The 19347-nt window shown below is 43.5% G+C and carries 8 protein-coding genes; 2 read left to right on the forward strand and 6 right to left on the reverse strand.

Going from position 1 to position 19347, the window contains the following annotated elements; genetic code table 11:
* Positions 1-91: 91 nt before the first annotated feature.
* The 6 genes from ACGHVY_RS16350 to ACGHVY_RS16375 all read right to left on the reverse strand — a co-directional run bounded on the left by ACGHVY_RS16350 (position 92) and on the right by ACGHVY_RS16375 (position 12021).
* Complete coding sequence (locus tag ACGHVY_RS16350; protein WP_390599956.1) at positions 92-1765, reverse strand: tetratricopeptide repeat protein; 1674 nt, start codon at positions 1763-1765, stop codon at positions 92-94.
* A 138-nt stretch (positions 1766-1903) separates the two neighbouring features.
* Positions 1904-2674, reverse strand: coding sequence for an acyl-ACP--UDP-N-acetylglucosamine O-acyltransferase (gene lpxA, locus ACGHVY_RS16355; protein ID WP_308743879.1), 771 nt, complete (start codon positions 2672-2674; stop codon positions 1904-1906).
* An 18-nt stretch (positions 2675-2692) separates the two neighbouring features.
* Positions 2693-4084, reverse strand: coding sequence for an efflux transporter outer membrane subunit (locus tag ACGHVY_RS16360; protein WP_390599958.1), 1392 nt, complete (start codon positions 4082-4084; stop codon positions 2693-2695).
* Between the two features lie 11 nt (positions 4085-4095).
* Entirely contained in the window at positions 4096-7530 is a 3435-nt protein-coding gene (locus ACGHVY_RS16365; RefSeq protein WP_390599960.1) for an efflux RND transporter permease subunit, read from the reverse strand.
* A gap of 16 nt (positions 7531-7546) precedes the next feature.
* Complete coding sequence (locus ACGHVY_RS16370; RefSeq protein WP_390600957.1) at positions 7547-8722, reverse strand: efflux RND transporter periplasmic adaptor subunit; 1176 nt, start codon at positions 8720-8722, stop codon at positions 7547-7549.
* 191 nt (positions 8723-8913) lie between these two features.
* On the reverse strand, positions 8914-12021 hold the full coding sequence (locus ACGHVY_RS16375; protein WP_390599962.1) for a glycoside hydrolase family 2 TIM barrel-domain containing protein: 3108 nt from the start codon (positions 12019-12021) through the stop codon (positions 8914-8916).
* 318 nt (positions 12022-12339) lie between these two features.
* Here ACGHVY_RS16375 and ACGHVY_RS16380 point away from each other — a divergent pair, with 318 nt between their 5' ends.
* Positions 12340-16446 carry a two-component regulator propeller domain-containing protein gene (locus ACGHVY_RS16380; protein ID WP_390599964.1) on the forward strand — a complete coding sequence of 1369 codons (4107 nt, stop codon included), beginning with the start codon at positions 12340-12342 and terminating at the stop codon, positions 16444-16446.
* A 114-nt stretch (positions 16447-16560) separates the two neighbouring features.
* Complete coding sequence (locus ACGHVY_RS16385) at positions 16561-19206, forward strand: PL29 family lyase N-terminal domain-containing protein (RefSeq protein ID WP_390599966.1); 2646 nt, start codon at positions 16561-16563, stop codon at positions 19204-19206.
* The last annotated feature ends 141 nt before the right edge of the window (positions 19207-19347 follow it).

Consider the following 19347-nt stretch of genomic DNA (forward strand, 5'->3'; position numbering starts at 1 on the left):
TTTTAATTATTGATAATCAGTTAGTTAGCGCTGTATTTGATAACAATGACAATAAAAGACGCCTCGAATATTGAGGTATGCCCTTAAAATATCATTTAATAGCCATTTTTTCTTTTAAACGGAAACGTCTTTGGACTACAATTTGCTTATTGGTATTTCCAAAACAGTAGGCGATTGTATAGTCATCGAATTTGCAAAGCTGTAAGCAGCAATATAGGTAATCGTCTTCACTCATTTTGGTATAACTCGCCCTCAAGTAATCTATGTGTTCACTATATATATCAAATATAGTTTCTTTTAGAATGCGCTGCTCTTTTAGATTCAATACATGAATATCCTTTTTATCTTTCCGGTTTTGCTCACTAAGTTTTTGTATTAGATGGAAGATGGGGGTTTTTGAAAATATGAAGTAGCGTAATTCAGCTTTCTCATTAATCATTTTACTTACTAGTTGTTCTTTCTTTTGAATTTCATCCTCATTATCAGATTGAATTTGGCGTAATACATCAATTTCAACTTTAGTCCTTGCTATGTTAGATTGCATAATGATAAGCTCATCATTCAGGCGCATTACTTCTTTTTCGTAAATAAGTTGGGCTATTTTACGCTTACGTAAAATTATCTGGATAATGATGACACTTACAAAAAATGCTAGAATAAAAAACAATACAATTAAGAAAATAGATTGTTGTATCTGTTTCTCTTTTTTTAATATGTCAGTTTTTGCTTCATATTTGTAAGCTAATCGTTCTATATTTGATGCTTGGTTGGAAGCAAATATAGAATCAATTAAGTCTACATAGTTTAAATAATAATCAGAAGAAAGCTGGAAGTCCTTTTTCTCCTTTGCTACTTCTGCCAATGATAGAGAAGCTAGTGTACGTATTTTTATATCCCCATTTAATGCTTTGTTCAAATAGAAATCGGCAGAGTCCAAGTAATGAATCTCTTGAAATAACTCTCCTAAAGAATAAAAGTAGGATGAGGGATCTGCATGAGACGGAAGATTTGAAATTGCTTTGTAAGCATATACTAATGCCGTATCTTTATTATCTGTGTTATCGCTTAAGTCACGATATAAATCTGCTACAAATAAAGAATCTTTGAAATTAGCCAACATGTTTTGGGCTTTCTTCAAAACTTGTACAGCGGAGTCTTGTTTATCCATACAAGTGTAAGCGTTTCTTATATCTCTTAAAGAGTATGCCATACCCTTTGTATCACTTATCAGAGAATCATTATAATATGATAATTTGAACATTTGCAATGCTTTTTTGTCCATCATTTGCTCTAGGTACCAATTCCCTAAGTCTTCGTAAAGCATACTTTTTAATTTTATCTCCCTATTGTTACGATTCTCGATTTCTTCTAATGCTTCAAAGCAATTAGCCATTGCTTCTTCAGGCATATTCATAGAAAACTGGATACGTTCTTTATATAATAGAGCTCTGGCACGATTGAATCCATCTCCTTTATCATAATAATCAAGTGCGGCATCAATGAGTGAATCACAAGGTAAAAGTGAAAGAAAGTTTTTATCCATGGCGGAAGTTAAGAGGATGTTGTGAAGTATTTGTTCCTCTTCGGGATAATCTTCAACAGGTAGCGAACGGAGAAAAGATAGGGCTGTGTCGGGGGAAACCTCTAATAGAGAATCGGCATAATTTAATAGGGCTCTGATGGGGGTGGGAGATGAAGGTTTGCATGATAGCAAAGAACAAAATATGAATACAATGATTAATATAGAAAAAGAAATGTGTTTCATCGTTTTTATTTATGTGTTAGTTAAAGTATTCAGAGAGTAGCTTCTAAAACTATAAAGTTCTCTCATATCAATGATAGAGAGAACTTTATGATAATAAAGACAACCTTCTTACTAATAGTTCTTGTGGTTGCTTTATATTTATTTTACGATACCTCTTTCCGAGTTCTTCACGAAGTTTACGATGGTTTCGATTTCCTCGCTCATCGGCACTTGGTCGATAATCTTCTGTACAGCATCCTGAACGCTGAAATTACCTTGATAAATCAAACGGTAAGCGTTGGCAATGTGGCGCAAGATTCTCTCCGACGTGTTGCGATGTTGCGACAGGACTACGGCATTCACTCCGTGATATGCTACCGGATTGCCGGACATGATAACATACGGCGGTACATCTTTGGAGATACGGCATCCGCTTTGTACCAGCGTCCAGCTACCGATGTGGCAATATTGATGCAGGGTGACATTACCGCTCAGGATAACGCAGTCGTCCAGCGTACATTCACCTGCGATAGTGGTGCCTATGCCTACCACACAGTTATTGTTTATCTGCACATCATGGCAGAGATGCACTTTATCCATCAAGTAATTTCCGTTTCCTATTTTAGTAGCGTTGCCGGCAAAAGTAGCGCGGCTGATGACTACATTTTCACGAATATCATTATTGTCACCGATAATCAGACTGCTTTCTTCTCCCGTATAGTGGAAATCTTGCGGTTCCGCTCCCAGGACTGCGTTCTGATGGATTTTGTTTCCTTTTCCCATTTTAGTGCCTTGCAGGATGCTGGCATAAGACATGATGACACAGTCATCTCCGATTTCCACATTCTTTTCGATGTAGGCAAACGGCAGGACAGTTACGTTCTTGCCTAATTTGGCTTCGGGGTCTACATAAGCTAACGGACTAATCATAATAGTATATGTTTAAAGTTATTCTTCTCTTCCACCACCCAGTGCTTGATAAAGGCTTACTACGGCCTGCATCTGGTCAAAGCAATCGGAAACCTGAGAAATTTGTGCGCTCAGGTAAGATTGTTGTGCGGACAGTACTTCCAGATAGGTTGAAGTCCCTAAGTTAAATAATTCTTTTGTATCTTCCGAAGCTTTCTTGGCAGATTCTACCTGCATCCGGCGGGATTCTACCTTTTCGCTGTTTTTCTGGTATAAACTCAGCGCATTGCTGACTTCACTTCCGGCGTTTAAAAGTGTTTGCTGGAAGGACAGCTTAGCTTGTTCTTCCTGTGCTTTGGCTGCTTTCAGGCGGGCGATATTTTGTCCGCGGTAGAATAGCGGCTGGGTCAGTGAACCGATGGCGGAAGCCAATAACTTGCCCGGATTGACAATTGCGCTTCCGGCGCTGTTTGTCCATCCTGCCGAACCACTGAGCGTGATTTGCGGGTAGAAAGCGGCACGTGCCGAGTTTGTATTATAATAGCAGCTTGCCAATGACATTTCGGCTGCTTTTACGTCCGGTCGGTTGGACAACAACTGGATAGGTACACCTGCGGAAAGTTCCGTCGGGAGTACTTGTGCTTCCAGTACGCCGCGTTTGATGGCGTGAGGAGCTTCTCCCAGGAAGGCAGACAGGGCATTTTCCGTTTCACGGATACTCTGTTCTATGTCCGGGATGGTGGCAAGTACTTGTGCATAAGCAGCCTTGCTCTGTTCAACTCCTGCTGAGTTGATATTGTACATAGCGGCGTCTTTCATCGCTTCCATTGTTTCGGCATTCTTTTTCAGAATTTCAGCCGTAGCTTTGGTTATTTCCAGTTGGCGGTCCAACATCATTAATGTATAATACATATTGGCGATGTTGGAGATAACCTGCGTCTGTACTGCCTGACGGTAAGCCTTCATTTGTTTCAGTGTAACCTGCGCATTCCGTTTGGAGTTCAGCAACTGGCCGAACAAATCGACTTGCCAGCTAGCAGTGACGGGCAATGAATAAGTTTTTGTAGCTGCATTCTTGTCGAAACTGCTGATAGTTCCTTGCGGGGACAAGCCCAGTGACGGAGCATAAGCCAGGCGGGCCGACATCAAGGACGCTTCTGCCGCTTTTACATTCTGTGCAGCAGACAAGAGGTCAGTATTTTGGTTCAGTCCCGCTTCAATGAGAGACTGGAGTTGTGGGTCGGTGAAGACTTCTCTCCACGGCAGATTACCGAAGTTGGTTGTATCCGAAGCCAGTGTATCATTCTCCGCTACCGGATCGCGATACAGCCCGGAAGTGGTAATATCTTCGGGTCTGTCATACGACTTATAGATGTGGCAACTGCTTAGGAGAGCAGTTGCGCACAACATATATAGAATCTGTTTCTTCATATCGAATTTCATTATTTAGCGTATTGTTCAATCTCTGTTACGGCATCTGTATTGTCGATATCTTCCCATTCCATCGGTTTCACTTTCTCTTGCAGATACTGGAAGATAACAAACAAGACAGGAACGATGAAAATCTGGCAGATCATACCGATTAACATACCGCCGATAGAAGCAGTACCCAGTGTGCGGTTACCATGAGCACCTACACCGAAGGCAAACATCAACGGAAGCAGACCGACTACCATCGCCAGGGAGGTCATCAGGATCGGACGGAGACGGGCACCGGCACCCAACACGGCTGCCCATGTGATACTCATACCCATCTTACGACGGTCGAGGGCGAACTCTACAATCAGGATGGCGTTCTTCGCCAACAGACCCATCAACATAATTAACGCAATCTGCATATAGATATTGTTGGACATCGTACCGAGAATCATCTTCAGCATCGAAATATTACCGATAGCACTCACTCCGTTCACAAACAGGAAGCTGCCTAACAGACCGAACGGAACGGATAGCAACACGGCCAACGGAAGTATGTAACTTTCGTACTGCGCACTCAGCAACAGGTAAACGAATACGAAGCAGAGGATGAAAATCAATCCGGTAGCACTACCACTGCTCTGCGCTTCTTCACGTGCCATACCACCCAGTTCGTAGGTGTAACCGGTCGGAAGGTTCTGGCTGGCTACTTCCGCCAATGCAGTCAATGCCTGACCTGATGTATAACCACTGGCAGGAGCCACCATCACTTTCATAGAAGTGTAGAGGTTGAAACGGCTGATGATATCCGGGCCGTATACCTTATCGACAGTGATGAATTGAGAGATAGGAGCCATTTCTCCGGCACTGTTACGAACCTTGATATTCTTCAAGGATTCCAGGTTCTTGCGTGATAACGGGTCCGACTGAATCATTACACGGTACATCTTACCGAAACGGTTGAAGTTGGACGCATACAGACCACCGTAATATCCCTGCATGGTAGTAAGGATGTCACTTGGGCTGATACCTGCCTTCTTACAAGCTGCCGCATCAATATCAATCATATATTGCGGGAAATTCGGGTTGAACGTTGTTTTTGCCGAATTGATTTCAGGACGGGCTTCCAGTGCGGCGGTATAGTCGTTGACTACATCGAAGAACTTGTTCAGGTCGCCACCCGTCTTATCCTGCATATTCACTTCAATATCCGTAGATGCCGAATAACCCGGAATCATCGGCGGAGCAAAGAACAATACCTGTGCTTCCTTGATGACTTTCTGTGCACGCATATATAAAGAACCCACCACAACGTCAGAGTTCTGTATCATCGAACGCTCGTCCCAGTCTTTCAGTTTGATGATGAAAGAACCGTAGGACGGTCCCTGTCCACCGATGAAACTGAATCCGGAAATCAGTGTACGTGAAGATACGGCAGGGTCGGCGGCAATCAGGCTGTCTACACGTGCCAGAATCTCTTCCGAGCGGTCTTGTGACGTACCCGGCGGCAAGGTTACAGCTCCCATTAGTGTACCGGTATCTTCGTTTGGCACCATACCTGTCGGAGTAGTGTTCATGAAGAACATAAGCAATACGATGGAAGCAACGACCAGTCCCATGGACAGCCACTTCTTCTGGATGAAGAACAGTACGCGTTTCTTATACCGTTTCAGGATAGATTCATAGGTATCATTGAAACTGTTCTTGAATTTCTTCGTGCTCATTCCGATTAGTGCCAGAATACTGAGAAGTATGAGGATGGCGGTAACTATCGGGTTGATATTGAAGAATCCGAAAATCATACCGAGGATGACAACAAGCGTGAATGTGAGTGTGATTCCCGGATGCAACATCTTTCCGATAGCTTCGGTATATCTGTTTATCATTGTTGTATGAGCCGCTTTATAGGCTGTTTTCATACGCTCATTCAATGGAGGAACCTCTTCGGAACCTTCACCTTCCTGCTTATGCGGTTTCAGAAGAACGGCACACAAGGCGGGACTTAATGTCAAGGCGTTCAGGGCGGACAGACCGATGGCGATGGCCATTGTCATACCAAACTGGCGGTAGAATGTTCCTGCCGTTCCTCCCATGAAACTTACCGGAACGAACACAGCCATCATGACCAGCGTAATGGATACGATAGCACCACCCAACTCATTCATCGCGTCGATGGAAGCCAGACGGGCGGATGTGTAACCTTGGTCTAGCTTGGCGTGTACACCCTCGACGACCACAATGGCATCATCGACCACAATCGCGATGGCGAGCACAAGCGCACATAACGTCAGCAAGTTCAAACTGAATCCTACCAGAGACAGAATGAAGAAAGTACCGATAAGAGCTACCGGGATGGCAATAGTCGGAATCAATGTAGAACGTAAGTCCTGCAAGAAGATATATACTACGATAAATACCAGGATAAATGCCTCGAACAATGTTTTCAATACCTCATGGATAGAAGCGAACAAGAAGTCGTTGGCATTCATGGAAACGTTTATTTTCAGGCCGGCCGGCAGTGATTTGGACGCTTCATCCAGTAACACCTGGATGTCACTGATGGTTTGTGTCGCATTTGTTCCTGCCATCTGATAAACGATACAGGTTACAGCCTTATGTCCGTTTACACGGTTGGTAAAGTTATATCCCAAACGGTCCAGTTGGATTTCGGCAATATCATTGAGACGAAGCACTTCGCCGTCGGGCAAAGATTTGATGACGATATTTTCGAACTCTTCCGGTTGTTGCAGACGTCCTTTGTAACGGATGGTATATTGGAAAGTCTGGTTACTGCGTTCACCGAATTGTCCCGGAGCAGCTTCCACGTTCTGCTCTGCCAATGCTGCGGATACGTCACCCGGCACCAGCTTGTATTGAGCCATCACGTCCGGACGCAGCCAGATACGCATGGAGTAGTCCTGTCCCATCACAGAGGCGTCACCTACACCCGGCACACGCTGAACTTGCGGAATCAGGTTGATTTTTGCGTAGTTCTCGATAAATGCTTCTGTATACGTATCGGTTTCGTCATAAAGAGAGAATACCACCAGCATGGAAGTCTGGCGTTTCTGAGTTGTCACACCGACTTTAGTTACTTCGGCAGGCAGTAATCCCTGTGCCATAGAAACACGGTTCTGCACGTTGACGGCAGCCATATCCGGGTCTGTTCCCTGTTTAAAATAGATGGATATATCACCGGCACCTGTGTTGGATGCGTTAGAGGTCATATACATCATATTTTCCACACCATTGATTTGTTCCTCTAGCGGAGCAATCACGGAGTTCAATACGGTTGATGCACTGGCACCCGTATAAGTGGCCTTCACAGACACAGTAGGGGGCGCGATGTCCGGATACTGGGTGATAGGCAGTGTTGCCAGTCCGATAGCACCCAAGATTACTATCAAGATAGAAATAACTGTTGATAGTACCGGACGGTTAATAAATTTATCTAATTTCATACGATTATCTAAGTTATTAATTGAAAGCAGTAGCTAAATTCCCTTCGCGTTGGTCTTTCAAGTGCTGTTGATAGTTCGCTTCTTTCTGAGCCGGTGTGATAGGTTGTATAACCTGACCGTTCTTGAGGCTCTGCACACCTTCGATGATAATTTTGTCTCCTGCGTTCAAACCGGAAGTAACGAGATATTCTTTCCCGTTATCCAGGTTGAAGATACCGATTTCCGTATATTTCACGGTGTTGTCCGGTTGCAGGACGTAAACGAACTTTTTATCCTGGATTTCTACTGTTGCAGACTGCGGAATGCTGATAACATTTTCCATCGTGTAAGGAATCAGCACGTTTGCCGTACCGCCACTACGTAGGATGTGTTCTTTGTTCGGGAAGATAGCGCGCATACTTACAGAACCGGTAGTCTGGTCGATAACTCCTGTGATTGCATCCACTTTACCTTCAATATTATATTCAGTACCGTCAATCAACTGTAATTTGATAGCCGGTATTTTGCTGATTTCTTCTTTGATAGTGCTTCCGGACTTGGTCATAGCCAACAGCTCTTTTTCTGTCATAGAGAAATATACATATACTTCATCAATTTCAGAAACGGTAGTCATCGGCGTAGCGATAGAAGGGCTGACCAATGCTCCCAAACGATAAGGGATATTGTTGATAACACCGTCAGAAGGACTCTTCACCTGTGTGAAAGAGAGGTTCTGCTGAGCAGAAGTCAACTGTGCTTGTGCTTGGGCTAATTGTGCCTGAGATTGTGCCAATGTATTTTCGGCCATTGACAGGTCGTAGTCACTGATGATGTTTTTCTTGTTCAGCTCACGTTTGTTATCCACTGTGATTTGTTGGGTACGTACGGCTGCTTCGGCTGTAGCAACGGCTGCTTTGGCAGTACGTACGGCTGCTTCATATTGAGTCGGGTCGACAATGAACAAAACTTGTCCTTTGTGTACACTTGCTCCTTCGTCAACACACAGTTTGGTGATGAAGCCGGACACTTGCGGACGGATCTCTACATCTTGTTTACCTTTAATGGTAGCTGGATAAGCTGTCGTTAAATTTGCAGTTGACTTCTGTAATTCTTGTACTGCATATTCTGGGACTTTTCCGGTGTCATTACCCTTATTGCCGCAACTGGACAGAAGGGTCAAGCAAAATGCAAATAAAACAATTCTACTTTTCATACTTCTCATTTATCTGTTTTTTAAAATTATGCGTTTTGTTGCACGTGTGTCATTCTCTTGTATAAAGGGGGGATTTAAGGAATGAAAGCCGGAAACTAATTCTGTGAAATCAGTTTCCGGCTGCAAAAGTACAGTAATTTCGGTATTCTTGTACTTTGATACCGTGTTTTTTAACTATGTTTTTTACTTCATTACTTCAGTTTATGCGATACGGGTGACATGATGAAACTGAATTCATAATCCTGATAAGGAAGACGATACTTTTCTAACGGTATAGCTCCCCAACTGTTGACGCACGCCAATCCTGTCTGTACTTTGTCAATGCAGAAGTTTGTAAAGTTTACTTTTTCAACTTCCGGTGAGTGACGTTGGTCTTTTGCATCACCGTCATCCAGTGATTCGATAGTGTAGTTCAGTGCAGAAGCAGAGAACGGAGCTTCAGAAACGAACTGCAAACCGTTACCTCCGATGTTCAGCAGTCTCCACCAGCGGATATCAGTTTTCGTTCCGGTTTCCTGCGGACGGATATACGGATAGAATTGCTCTTCTACCGTCTGGCGGTATTTACCTATCATGGCGCCGTGGTTACGGTCGGAGTAGTTCTCTCCCGGACCGCGTCCGTAATATTCTATCTCGTTGAAAGTAAGAGGCATACGAAGTTGCATGCCAAAACGGAACATTTCAGAAACTTTCTTGCTCTTGTCGGCTACCATTTTCTGGGTAACCTTCACTGCTCCCTTATTATTGATAGTATAAGTGAGGAATAGCTTGCCGCCTATCGATTTCATGTCGTATTCTGCACGAACCACAGCCTGAGCGTTTTCGATGCCGTGTTTCAGAGACGTAAGTTTCAGTTCCGGGTTCTTCCAAACTGCATATTTGCGTTGTAAGCCTGCTCCGAAATCGTTGTCGGTCGGCGCACGCCAAAAGTTGGGAGTCAGTTCGCTGCCATCTTCCATCATCTGCATGCCATTCACGTCATAGCGGCAGAGGTAGCCGTTTTGCTTGTTGAAATCCATGGAGAAGTTTTCACCTTTAACAATCAAGTAGTAACGGTCGTTGTCCAGAATACTGGGCACGGTGATTGCAAGATTGGTGGTTTGTACGTTTTCCAGTTTGAGTTCCGGTGTTTTGTAGTCGCGGATACTTAACTGGTCATAAGCGACGGTAGTTCCTGCCGGCAACAATGTTTCTGCGGCTTTCAGTTTATAGCTGACGTTGAGCAGCAGTTCCTTGCAAGGACAGATATTCTTCGTGTCAATCGGAAGCTGCACTTTTACGGTTTGTTGAGGCGCTGCTTTCAGGTCGGATACAATGCCTGTCTGCACCACTTCCCCGTTTGCCAGTAATTGCCATTCCATGTAGTATGAAGACAGGTCGCGGAAGAAGTTTTCGTTGAAGATGTTGATTTCACCTTTAGCGAGGTCGGCAGGAGTAGTCCAGATGTCCTGGTAGAAATAAGCTACTTCGTAAGCATGCGGATTAGGCACGCGGTCAGGGCTGATTAAGCCGTTGTCGTTGAAGTTGTTGTCCGAACCGTCGTATTTGTTGAAGTCGCCGCCGTAGCCGTAAATATCTACTCCGTCTTTGTTCTTCCAGTGGCAGGACTGGTCTACAAAGTCCCAGATAAATCCGCCTTGGTATTTCGGATACTTGCGGATGATGTCCCAGTATTCTTTGAATCCGCCTTGTGAATTACCCATAGCGTGTGCATATTCACACTGAATTAATGGTTTTTGAATATCGCCTTCGCAATATTTGATACAACCTTCATAACCTAGATACATCGGGCAATAGATGTCTGTAAATTCACTGGTACGTGCTTGTTCATACTGTACTGCACGTGTCTTGTCTTCGTTTTTAATCCAAGTGTAACATTTCTCAAAGTTCGGTCCCATGCCGGCTTCATTACCCAGTGACCAGAAGATGATGGACGGGTGGTTGTAGCTGCGTTGTACGTTGCGCTGGTTGCGTTCCATATGAGCTTTGGCGTAACTGGGGTTCTTTGCCAGTGTCTGGTCTCCATATCCCATACCGTGAGATTCCACGTTGGCTTCGGCTACTACATAGAGTCCGTATTGGTCGCAAAGGTCATACCAACGGTTATCGTCCGGGTAGTGGCAGGTACGTACAGCGTTGATATTAAGCTTTTTCATGACTTTAATATCTTGCAGCATACGTTCGAGGGAAACTACATAACCGCCGTCCGGGTCCATTTCGTGGCGGTCTGCTCCCTTGAAGAGTACCGGCTGGCCGTTAACGAGTATCTGTCCGCCTTTCAATTCAATCTTGCGGAAACCAACCTTCACAGGAATTACTTCTATTGTGTTGTTGCCGTTTTTCAGAGTGGCAGTCAGTGTATAAAGGTTAGGCGTTTCAGCCGTCCATTTAGCAGGATTGGAGATATTCAGTGTGGTGTTCAGCTTGCCCGAACCTTTCAGGTCAGCGGTAGCTACACTGTTGCCTTGGGCATCTGTCAGGTCTAAAGCCACTGTGCCGCTTCCTTTCAGGTCAACAGCGATATTCAGCGTAGCATCTTTATACTGACTGTCCAAATCAGGCGTTACACGAATGTCCTGAATATATTTCTTGTCGCGTGCGTAAAGATAGCAGTCGCGTCCTACACCGGAGTAGCGGAAGAAGTCCTGGTCTTCCAGATAACTGCCGTCGCACCAGCGGAATACTTGGAAAGCAATCACGTTCTTACCCGGTTTCAGATAGTTGGTCAGGTTGAATTCGGCTTCCAGTTTGCTGTCTTCGCTATATCCTACATAGCGTCCGTTCACCCAAAGGTACATATTGGAAGTGACCGAACCGAAATGGGCAAAAATCTCTTTTCCTTTCCAGTCGGCAGGAACGATGATTTCTTTCCGGTAAGAGCCTACGTGGTTGTTCTCTGTCGGAACGTACGGCGGGTTGTTCTTGAATTGGCTTCTCCAGGCATATCCTACATTTACATAGATAGGGTCGCCATAGCCGTTCAGTTCCCACACACCGGGAACTTGAAGGTCGTCCCAGCCTTTGTCGTTGAAATTAGTTTGGTAAAAGTCGGTCGGACGTGCTTCGGCATGTCTCACCCAGTTGAATTTCCAAAGACCGTTCAGAGTCATGAAATTCGCGGAATTTTCTTTGATACCGGCTTTAGCTTCATCAGCCGATGTGTAAGCAAAGTAGTTAGTGTGCATAGCGGAGCGGTTTACGGAATTCACTTCCGGGTCTTTCCACTCATTGAAGCTTTGCGCTTGAATCGCTGTCAGTCCCAATGCAGCCAAGCAGCAAGAGAGTAGTTGTTTCTTCATGGGTTTTTTGTATTAGGTTTGAATTTCGGGAGCCAAAGATAAGGATTATTTTAATGAGTGGAGGGCAAATTATCGTTCAATTAGGGCTAGTTTTTAATAAATTAAGCTTGTTATCAGTATAAATCTATACTTATTGGAATATTTGTCATACTGAGCTTGTCGAAGCATCCAAAATGTCTTAACAGGTTTCTTAATTAAGAGAAACGATACCTGTTACAGGCTAAGATGAAAATATTTTTCAAAGTTAATAACACTTTTTGTTGTATAACCCAATGTGTTTTATAATTTTGTAGTTCTAATGCACAATAAACAAAAGGTATGGCACAACCAAAACGTCTAATATTCTTCTTTTTATTAATAGTTGGAACACTGGATGCTTTCTCTAATCAGTTACCATATGATTTTAGAGTCATAAATATGACCTCATCCCTTCCGACTAATGAAGTTCGTAATTTATATCAGGATAGCGAAGGATTCATCTGGATTTCGACCTATAACGGGCTTGTACGCTATGATGGTTACTCGACTATTGTCTATAAACCGAATATAGAGAACAGTGGAAAGTCAATAGATGGCTTTGTTAATATTGTGGTCGAGGATGATCAACATCGATTATGGATTGGGACTCACAATGGTTTGTATGTACTGGATAAAAGAACCGATAAAATAGAGAAAATAGTATCTCCAATCTTACAAAGTAGTTTTATCGAATCAATCGTATATACGACTAGCGGAGATTTATGGATTGGCTCCAGGGTAGGACTTTTTTTGAAGAAATCGGGAGAAGAAACGTTTGAAATACAAGATCCGTTGAAGAATAATCTCCCCGGCGGTTTAGATGTAAAATCTGTAATTGAAGATAAACGGGGAAATATATGGATTGGCACTTGGGAGCGAGGTTTATTCCGTTATGATCCTCAAACAAAACATTTTTATGCCTATGAAGGATTAAATCCCGGTCAGTCGGCTAATATCCTGTTTCAAGACGATAATGAAAACATTTGGGTTGGAACCTGGCGTTATGGGTTAATGAAGATAATCGATCCTTATGATATGGAGCATTATTCGTATCGTCGGTATATGCATGAAGAAGGAAATCCAAAAAGCCTTGCGGATAATATTGTGTATGCCATCACTCAAGACCGTAATACCGGAAAAATATGGATAGGCTCACGCAGTGGGCTGAGTGTACTTGAATCCGAAAAGGATGAAGGATATTTCACTAATTATCTTCCGGGAGATAAGTCGGGTGATTTACCTTTTAATGAAGTTGATGCGTTGTTGTGCAGCCGGGACGGACTGATGTGGGTGGGGATGCTCGGTGGAGGAGTATATACGGTTAATACCCGTAAACTTCCATTTGTTCATGATGCTTTACCTGCTCTGATGAAGTCTTACCCTACCAGTTCGGTACGTAGTGTTTTTCAATGTGAAGACGGAAAGTTGTGGATGGGTATTATGGGGTTCGGACTCATATTATATGATCCCCTGACGCAAGAAGTCACTCCATATCAGAAACTGCCAATGTTCAGGCATTTGCCGTATGTCTCCACTGTCAATGACATCATTTTTAGCAAGAGGAGACAAGAATATTGCTTTGCAACCTGGGATGACGGTATCTGGTTCTTTGACGGAAAAGAAGTAAGGGTAATCAATAGTGTGATTAATCCGGAATTGAAAGACGTCTGTATTTACTCCTTATTAGAAGATTCGTCCGGAAATTTGTGGATTGGCTCACGTTCGGGGATTTTTATGTTGGATACTTCCGGGCAACTAAGGGCATTGGACAAATTGGTGGCTGATGATAGCCAAAGACTGCCCCAGTCTTCGGTATTTAAGATCGTACAAGATAAGGAGGGAGATATTTGGGCGACAACAGTTACTACCGGTATCTGGAGAATATCCCCTTCTGCCGGGAAATACAGAGTCAAGCAATATGGCGTATCCCGGCAGAACAGTACTTCCATGGGAGCTGTGACATTATGTGTGGACAGCTATAACCGGATATGGGCAGGAACCAATGGAAACGGACTGGATTTATATGACAAGGAACAAGACTGCTTCGCCCCTGTACTTGATGGATACTTCAAAGATGGAGAAGTGATTCTTAGTATGCTCGAAGACGATCAGAAGATGCTATGGTTAACTACAAATTCCCAAATGTATCATATCAGCATTCCCATTGACGCCAGTTCGCCCGTCATACACACCCATACGGTAGAGGATGGTTTGCAAGGGTATAATTTTAACCGGAACGCTGCAGTGAAGGGAACTGACGGTATCCTTTTTTTCGGCGGAGTGCGTGGTCTCAATATTTTCAATCCAAAGGATATCATATATGATGAAACGTCTTACCCGGTAGTTATCACCGACTTAAAGATATACAATACTTCCGTACGTAAGATACAGGGCAAAGAATATGACGCAATACTTGACCAGCCTCTTGAGGATGCCGGTCATATAACTTTGGCTTACAATCAGAACAATTTCAGCCTGGATTTCTCCATACTCAATTATATAAACCCTTTACTGAATAAATATGAGTATCAACTGGCGGGTTACGATGATACATGGGTACCAACAAGTGGCTACCGTCATTTCGCATACTATAACAATCTGCCGGCAGGCGACTATGAGTTCAAGGTAAGAGGGGCCAACGTGAACGGAATATGGTCTTCCGATATACGTACTGTCAAAATCACGATTCTGCCGCCGCCATGGCTTTGCTGGTGGGCATATTGTATATACTTCTTCCTGACAGCCGCACTATTGTGGTATCTCTACCGGACTATGCGAAACCGCATTAACATGAAGCACACCATTGAACTTGGCAATATCCAACGCCAGAAGTTGGAAGAGATAAATCATGCCAAACTGCAATTCTTTACCAATATAACACACGAACTGCTCACTCCTTTATCCATCATATCGGCATCAGTTGAAGAGTTGAAACTGCAAAGTCCGGATTTGAAAGGAAAGTTGCGGGGTATTTCAGAGAATACGCTCCGCCTTATCCGGTTGATTCAGCAAATTCTTGAATTTAGAAAGGTAGAGAATCGATGTCAGAAACTGCGTGTTTCACAAGGCAATATAACATTGTTCCTGAAACAGTCGATAGCTGCATTTGCCCCGTTGGTGAGCCAAAAGAAACTGCATCTCCGGTTTGAGGGTGACGAAGTGGAATATAAAGGCTATTTTGATATTGACAAATTAGATAAGATTGCATATAACCTGCTTTCCAATGCAGCCAAATATACCCATGAAGGGGGAACTATAACCGTATCCCAAAGTTATGATGAAGAATCAGGGAACTATCAGTTCTGCATTAATAATCCGGGCGAACTGATCCCTAAGGAAAAGATTGAGCATTTTTTTGAAAGGTTTTATGAGGGAGAATATCGTAAGTTTCACACTATTGGTACAGGTATTGGGCTTTCACTGGTAAAAGACCTCATATTGTTACATCACGGAACGGTGCAAGTAGTCAGTGATAAAGAAAAAGGCAATAGCTTTATCGTAGAATTTCCCATTCTCCCTGCTGCATATTCGGAAGAAGAAACAGACCGGAGTACACAAAATACGGTACCTGCTGTTTTGCTGCCTGAGGATGAGGAAGGAGAATCTCCGGATATGGAATCTCCGGATACGACAACAGATACCGTGACTCTTCTGTTGGTGGAAGACAACGATGAGCTACTGGCATTGATGGTGCGATTGTTACAGAACCGCTATCGTATCCTTGAAGCGAGAAACGGAGTCGATGCATTGGAAATTCTCGAAAGGGAAGAGGTGAATTTGATAGTGTCCGATGTCATGATGCCTCAAATGGATGGAACCGAGTTGTGCCAGAAAGTAAAAAGTAAGTTTGAGACTTGCCATATACCATTTATATTACTGACAGCCATGACTAGTGACGAAGATCGTGTAGAGGGTTACAAGTCCGGAGCGGATGGCTATATCTGCAAACCGTTGCGCTTGTCTGTCCTGCTTGCTAAAATAGAGAATTTGCTTGAAAAGCGTAAACGTATCGGAGTGGATTTCCGCAAACAACTGGTTTTTGAAGCGAAAGAGCTGAATTATACCTCTATGGATAAGGAATTTATTCAAAGAGCGATAGATTGTGTGAATGCCCATTTAAGTGATAGCGACTTTGAACACGCACAATTCATTGCTGAAATGGGTATGGCGCGTACCACATTGGCTGATAAATTAAAGTTGTTGACCGGGCTTACTCCTTCCATGTTTATTTGTAATGTCCGTTTACAGGCAGCTTGCCGCCTGCTTGATGAAAAAAAGAAAATTCGTGTAGCCGATCTGGCATATATGGTGGGTTTTAATGACCCGAAATATTTCAGCTCATGCTTCAAAAAGAAGTTTGGCTTTACCCCCAAGGAATATATGATGAATGATTATTACCGGAAATAGGCTACAAAGCTGCTTGACAGCCTTTTCCCGGTAATAATTATCCCTTTTCGCCTTACGCTTGTCATACATTTGCCCATCGAACGAATATTTTGTTTAACCTTAAAATTAATGCAAATGGGAAAGCACAGGGCTTTGGGAATGGAAAACCGTTTCCTTTTTATTGTATGTATGTTGTTCTTGTTTTGGGGATGTAGCGATTATGACGATACTGCCTTGAATGATAGAATGAATGACTTGGAAGTACGCCTTAAAAAGTTGGAAACTGCGTGTGAGGCTATTAACGGCAATATGGCAGCACTAAAAACGATTGTTGAGGCAGTAAATGAACAAGACTGCATAACAGGACTGAAAGAAATTCACGCCGAAGACGGCACTACAGTGATTGGATATACAATCAGCTTTAAGAACAATGACCCTATCACGATTTATCATGGTAAGTCCGGTGCAGACGGACATACACCTTCTATCGGAATAAAGAAAGACGACGATGAAGTGTATTACTGGACATTGGACGGTGAATGGCTGCTAAGTGCCGGAAATAAGGTTGTCGCTATGGGGCAGCAAGGAACTGTTCCGCAATTCAAGATCGAACGTAACGCCACCGATGGTAATTTGCCATACTGGTATATATCATACGATGATGGTGGAACATGGCAACCCCTTTATCGTGCTACGGGAGAAGATGGCACAAATGGTGATTCCTTATTTAAAAATGTGGAACTCTCAGCCGATGGTTCCAAGCTTGTCATTACAATGAACGATCCGGCTTCTACCATTTACGAGATTCCGACAGGTGCGGATGTGATTGCTTCTTTTACATTTATTCCTCGTTATGATGATGGTAAGATGTCTGTAAAATACCGGGAAGAAGATGGACAATTCTATATTACTGCCCAGTTTAAAGTCTCTCCTGCAAGTTCTGCTGCGAAAATCGTTGCGGAATGGACTGCTTCTTCCGCTACGCCGGATGATAAAAATGTGATGGCTGACTGTACGGAAGTGATAACCCGCTCTCCTTTACTCGCATCTTTGCCAGTATCCGGCGTATCTTCCGATGAGGAGACGGAAGGCGTGGTCGTGGTCGAAATGAACATACCGTTTGAACTATTAAATAAATCATTAGCCGTTTCAGTTTCGGCCAAAACCGGAAGCGGGAATATAGTCAGTTCTTCTTATATTCCGGTAAATTCGGATGGACTGGAAGAACAGATTGCCTATATTCCTGACCCCAGGCCAATTCCGATGACCAAAGGCGGTTTGTATTATTCATGGGGCGATGAATTTAATACAGACGGTCCGGTAAATGAAGAGCTTTGGGCTTTTGAAGAAGGCTTCCAGCGGGGGCAGGAACCTCAGAACTATGTAAAAGGTACTAATAATGCCATTGTCGCAGACGGGCGTTTACTTCTGACTGCAAAGAAAGAGCATCGCAAGAATCCGAATTACAATCCGAATTCCAGTGATTATAGAGAAAATTGGGAATATGGAGAGTACACTTCAGCAAGCATGAACGGTGACCAGAGACGTTATTTTTTATACGGGCGTATCGAAGTACGTGCCAAAATAGATCCTTCCAGTGGGGCATTTCCGGCTGTGTGGACTTGTGGATACAATAAGTTCTGGCCGTCGAACGGAGAGATTGATTTTATGGAGTTCTATGACCTGAAAGATGGTGCGCCGGCATTAACCAGTAATTTTGCAGTCGGTACTAATACAGAGTGGGTGGCTCGCTGGAATGACAAGTTCACGCCGCTGTCTTACTATCAGGCTAAAGACCCCGACTGGATTAAGAAGTACCATATCTATCGTATGGACTGGGATGAAAAGGAGATTAAATTATATGTTGATGATGATTTGCGGAATAGCGTCAAGATAGAAGATTTTAAGAATGCGGATGGTAGTATCGCATTCCATAATCCACAGTATATGTGGTTGAATCTGGCTTTGAAAAACCGTGGTGGAGGTATTAGTATCAATGAGGAACAGAATATCAAATTCGAAGTCGATTATTTCAGGGTATACCAGAAGGTCGTCGATCACGAGAAACCCGCTCAGGTCGGGAATTTCACGGCGGAATCGAAAGGAAACCTTGTTTATCTGAATTGGGATTCTTCTACAGACAATGGTGCAGCCGGACTGCTGCGATATGACATTTATAGAGGAGGGCTTGGCAGCGGGAATTTCATAGCTTCCACTATGGGCACGGGCTATGTTGTTAAGGACGCTGCCCTGAATGAAGAAACGACCTACTATGTCCAGGCACTGGATGCTGTCGGAAATTATTCACTGCCGGGTAAGTCGGAAGCTACCGTTACGACGACGGAAGGAGAACTTCACGAAAATAATCTGGTTCCCGACGGAGCAATGGAAAGTCTGGGCGGATTTGAGGGCACATGGGGAAGTGTGGCCAATCCGACAGGCGGAATCGTAGGGAAGTATGGTGAGATAACCAGTAAAGTCGGAGAAATAAAGTTTACGGTTAACTGGCAGCCTAATACTACATACGTTATTCGGGCTTTGGTTAATACGAATGCTTCTTCTTTTGCGTTTGATTTACGGAATGTGACAGGAGAAGGGTTGGATAATCAGTATGTTAAAAGTATAATAGTGCCTGATACCCACGGCGAATGGATGCCGGTCAAATATGAATTTACGACTACTGCCGCAGTGGAAGTAGAGGGAGCGTGCTCATTCTGCAACTGGCTGGATAATGGCGTAAAAGGTAAAATAGATAACTGGGAGTTATATATAAAGGAATAGGGCAGGGCAGATGCCCGTATAAAGAAGAATTATTATCGGAAATATTCCCTAAAGGTGTTTGTCGCCCTTTTCCGGTAATAATTCTCCCTCTTTATATCAGGCTCTTCCTACCTTCGCCCAACGAATAAAACATTTTTTGTT

The organism is Bacteroides sp. f07, assembly GCF_042854785.1.
Lineage (GTDB): Bacteria > Bacteroidota > Bacteroidia > Bacteroidales > Bacteroidaceae > Bacteroides.

Excerpts from the sequence above, each read along its gene's own strand:
- ACGHVY_RS16350 (WP_390599956.1), bottom strand. The coding sequence starts at position 1,765 with ATGAAACACATTTCTTTTTCTATATTAATCATTGTATTCATATTTTGT.
- lpxA (WP_308743879.1), bottom strand. The coding sequence starts at position 2,674 with ATGATTAGTCCGTTAGCTTATGTAGACCCCGAAGCCAAATTAGGCAAG.
- ACGHVY_RS16360 (WP_390599958.1), bottom strand. The coding sequence starts at position 4,084 with ATGAAGAAACAGATTCTATATATGTTGTGCGCAACTGCTCTCCTAAGC.
- ACGHVY_RS16365 (WP_390599960.1), bottom strand. The coding sequence starts at position 7,530 with ATGAAATTAGATAAATTTATTAACCGTCCGGTACTATCAACAGTTATT.
- ACGHVY_RS16370 (WP_390600957.1), bottom strand. The coding sequence starts at position 8,722 with ATGAAAAGTAGAATTGTTTTATTTGCATTTTGCTTGACCCTTCTGTCC.
- ACGHVY_RS16375 (WP_390599962.1), bottom strand. The coding sequence starts at position 12,021 with ATGAAGAAACAACTACTCTCTTGCTGCTTGGCTGCATTGGGACTGACA.
- ACGHVY_RS16380 (WP_390599964.1), top strand. The coding sequence starts at position 12,340 with ATGGCACAACCAAAACGTCTAATATTCTTCTTTTTATTAATAGTTGGA.
- ACGHVY_RS16385 (WP_390599966.1), top strand. The coding sequence starts at position 16,561 with ATGGGAAAGCACAGGGCTTTGGGAATGGAAAACCGTTTCCTTTTTATT.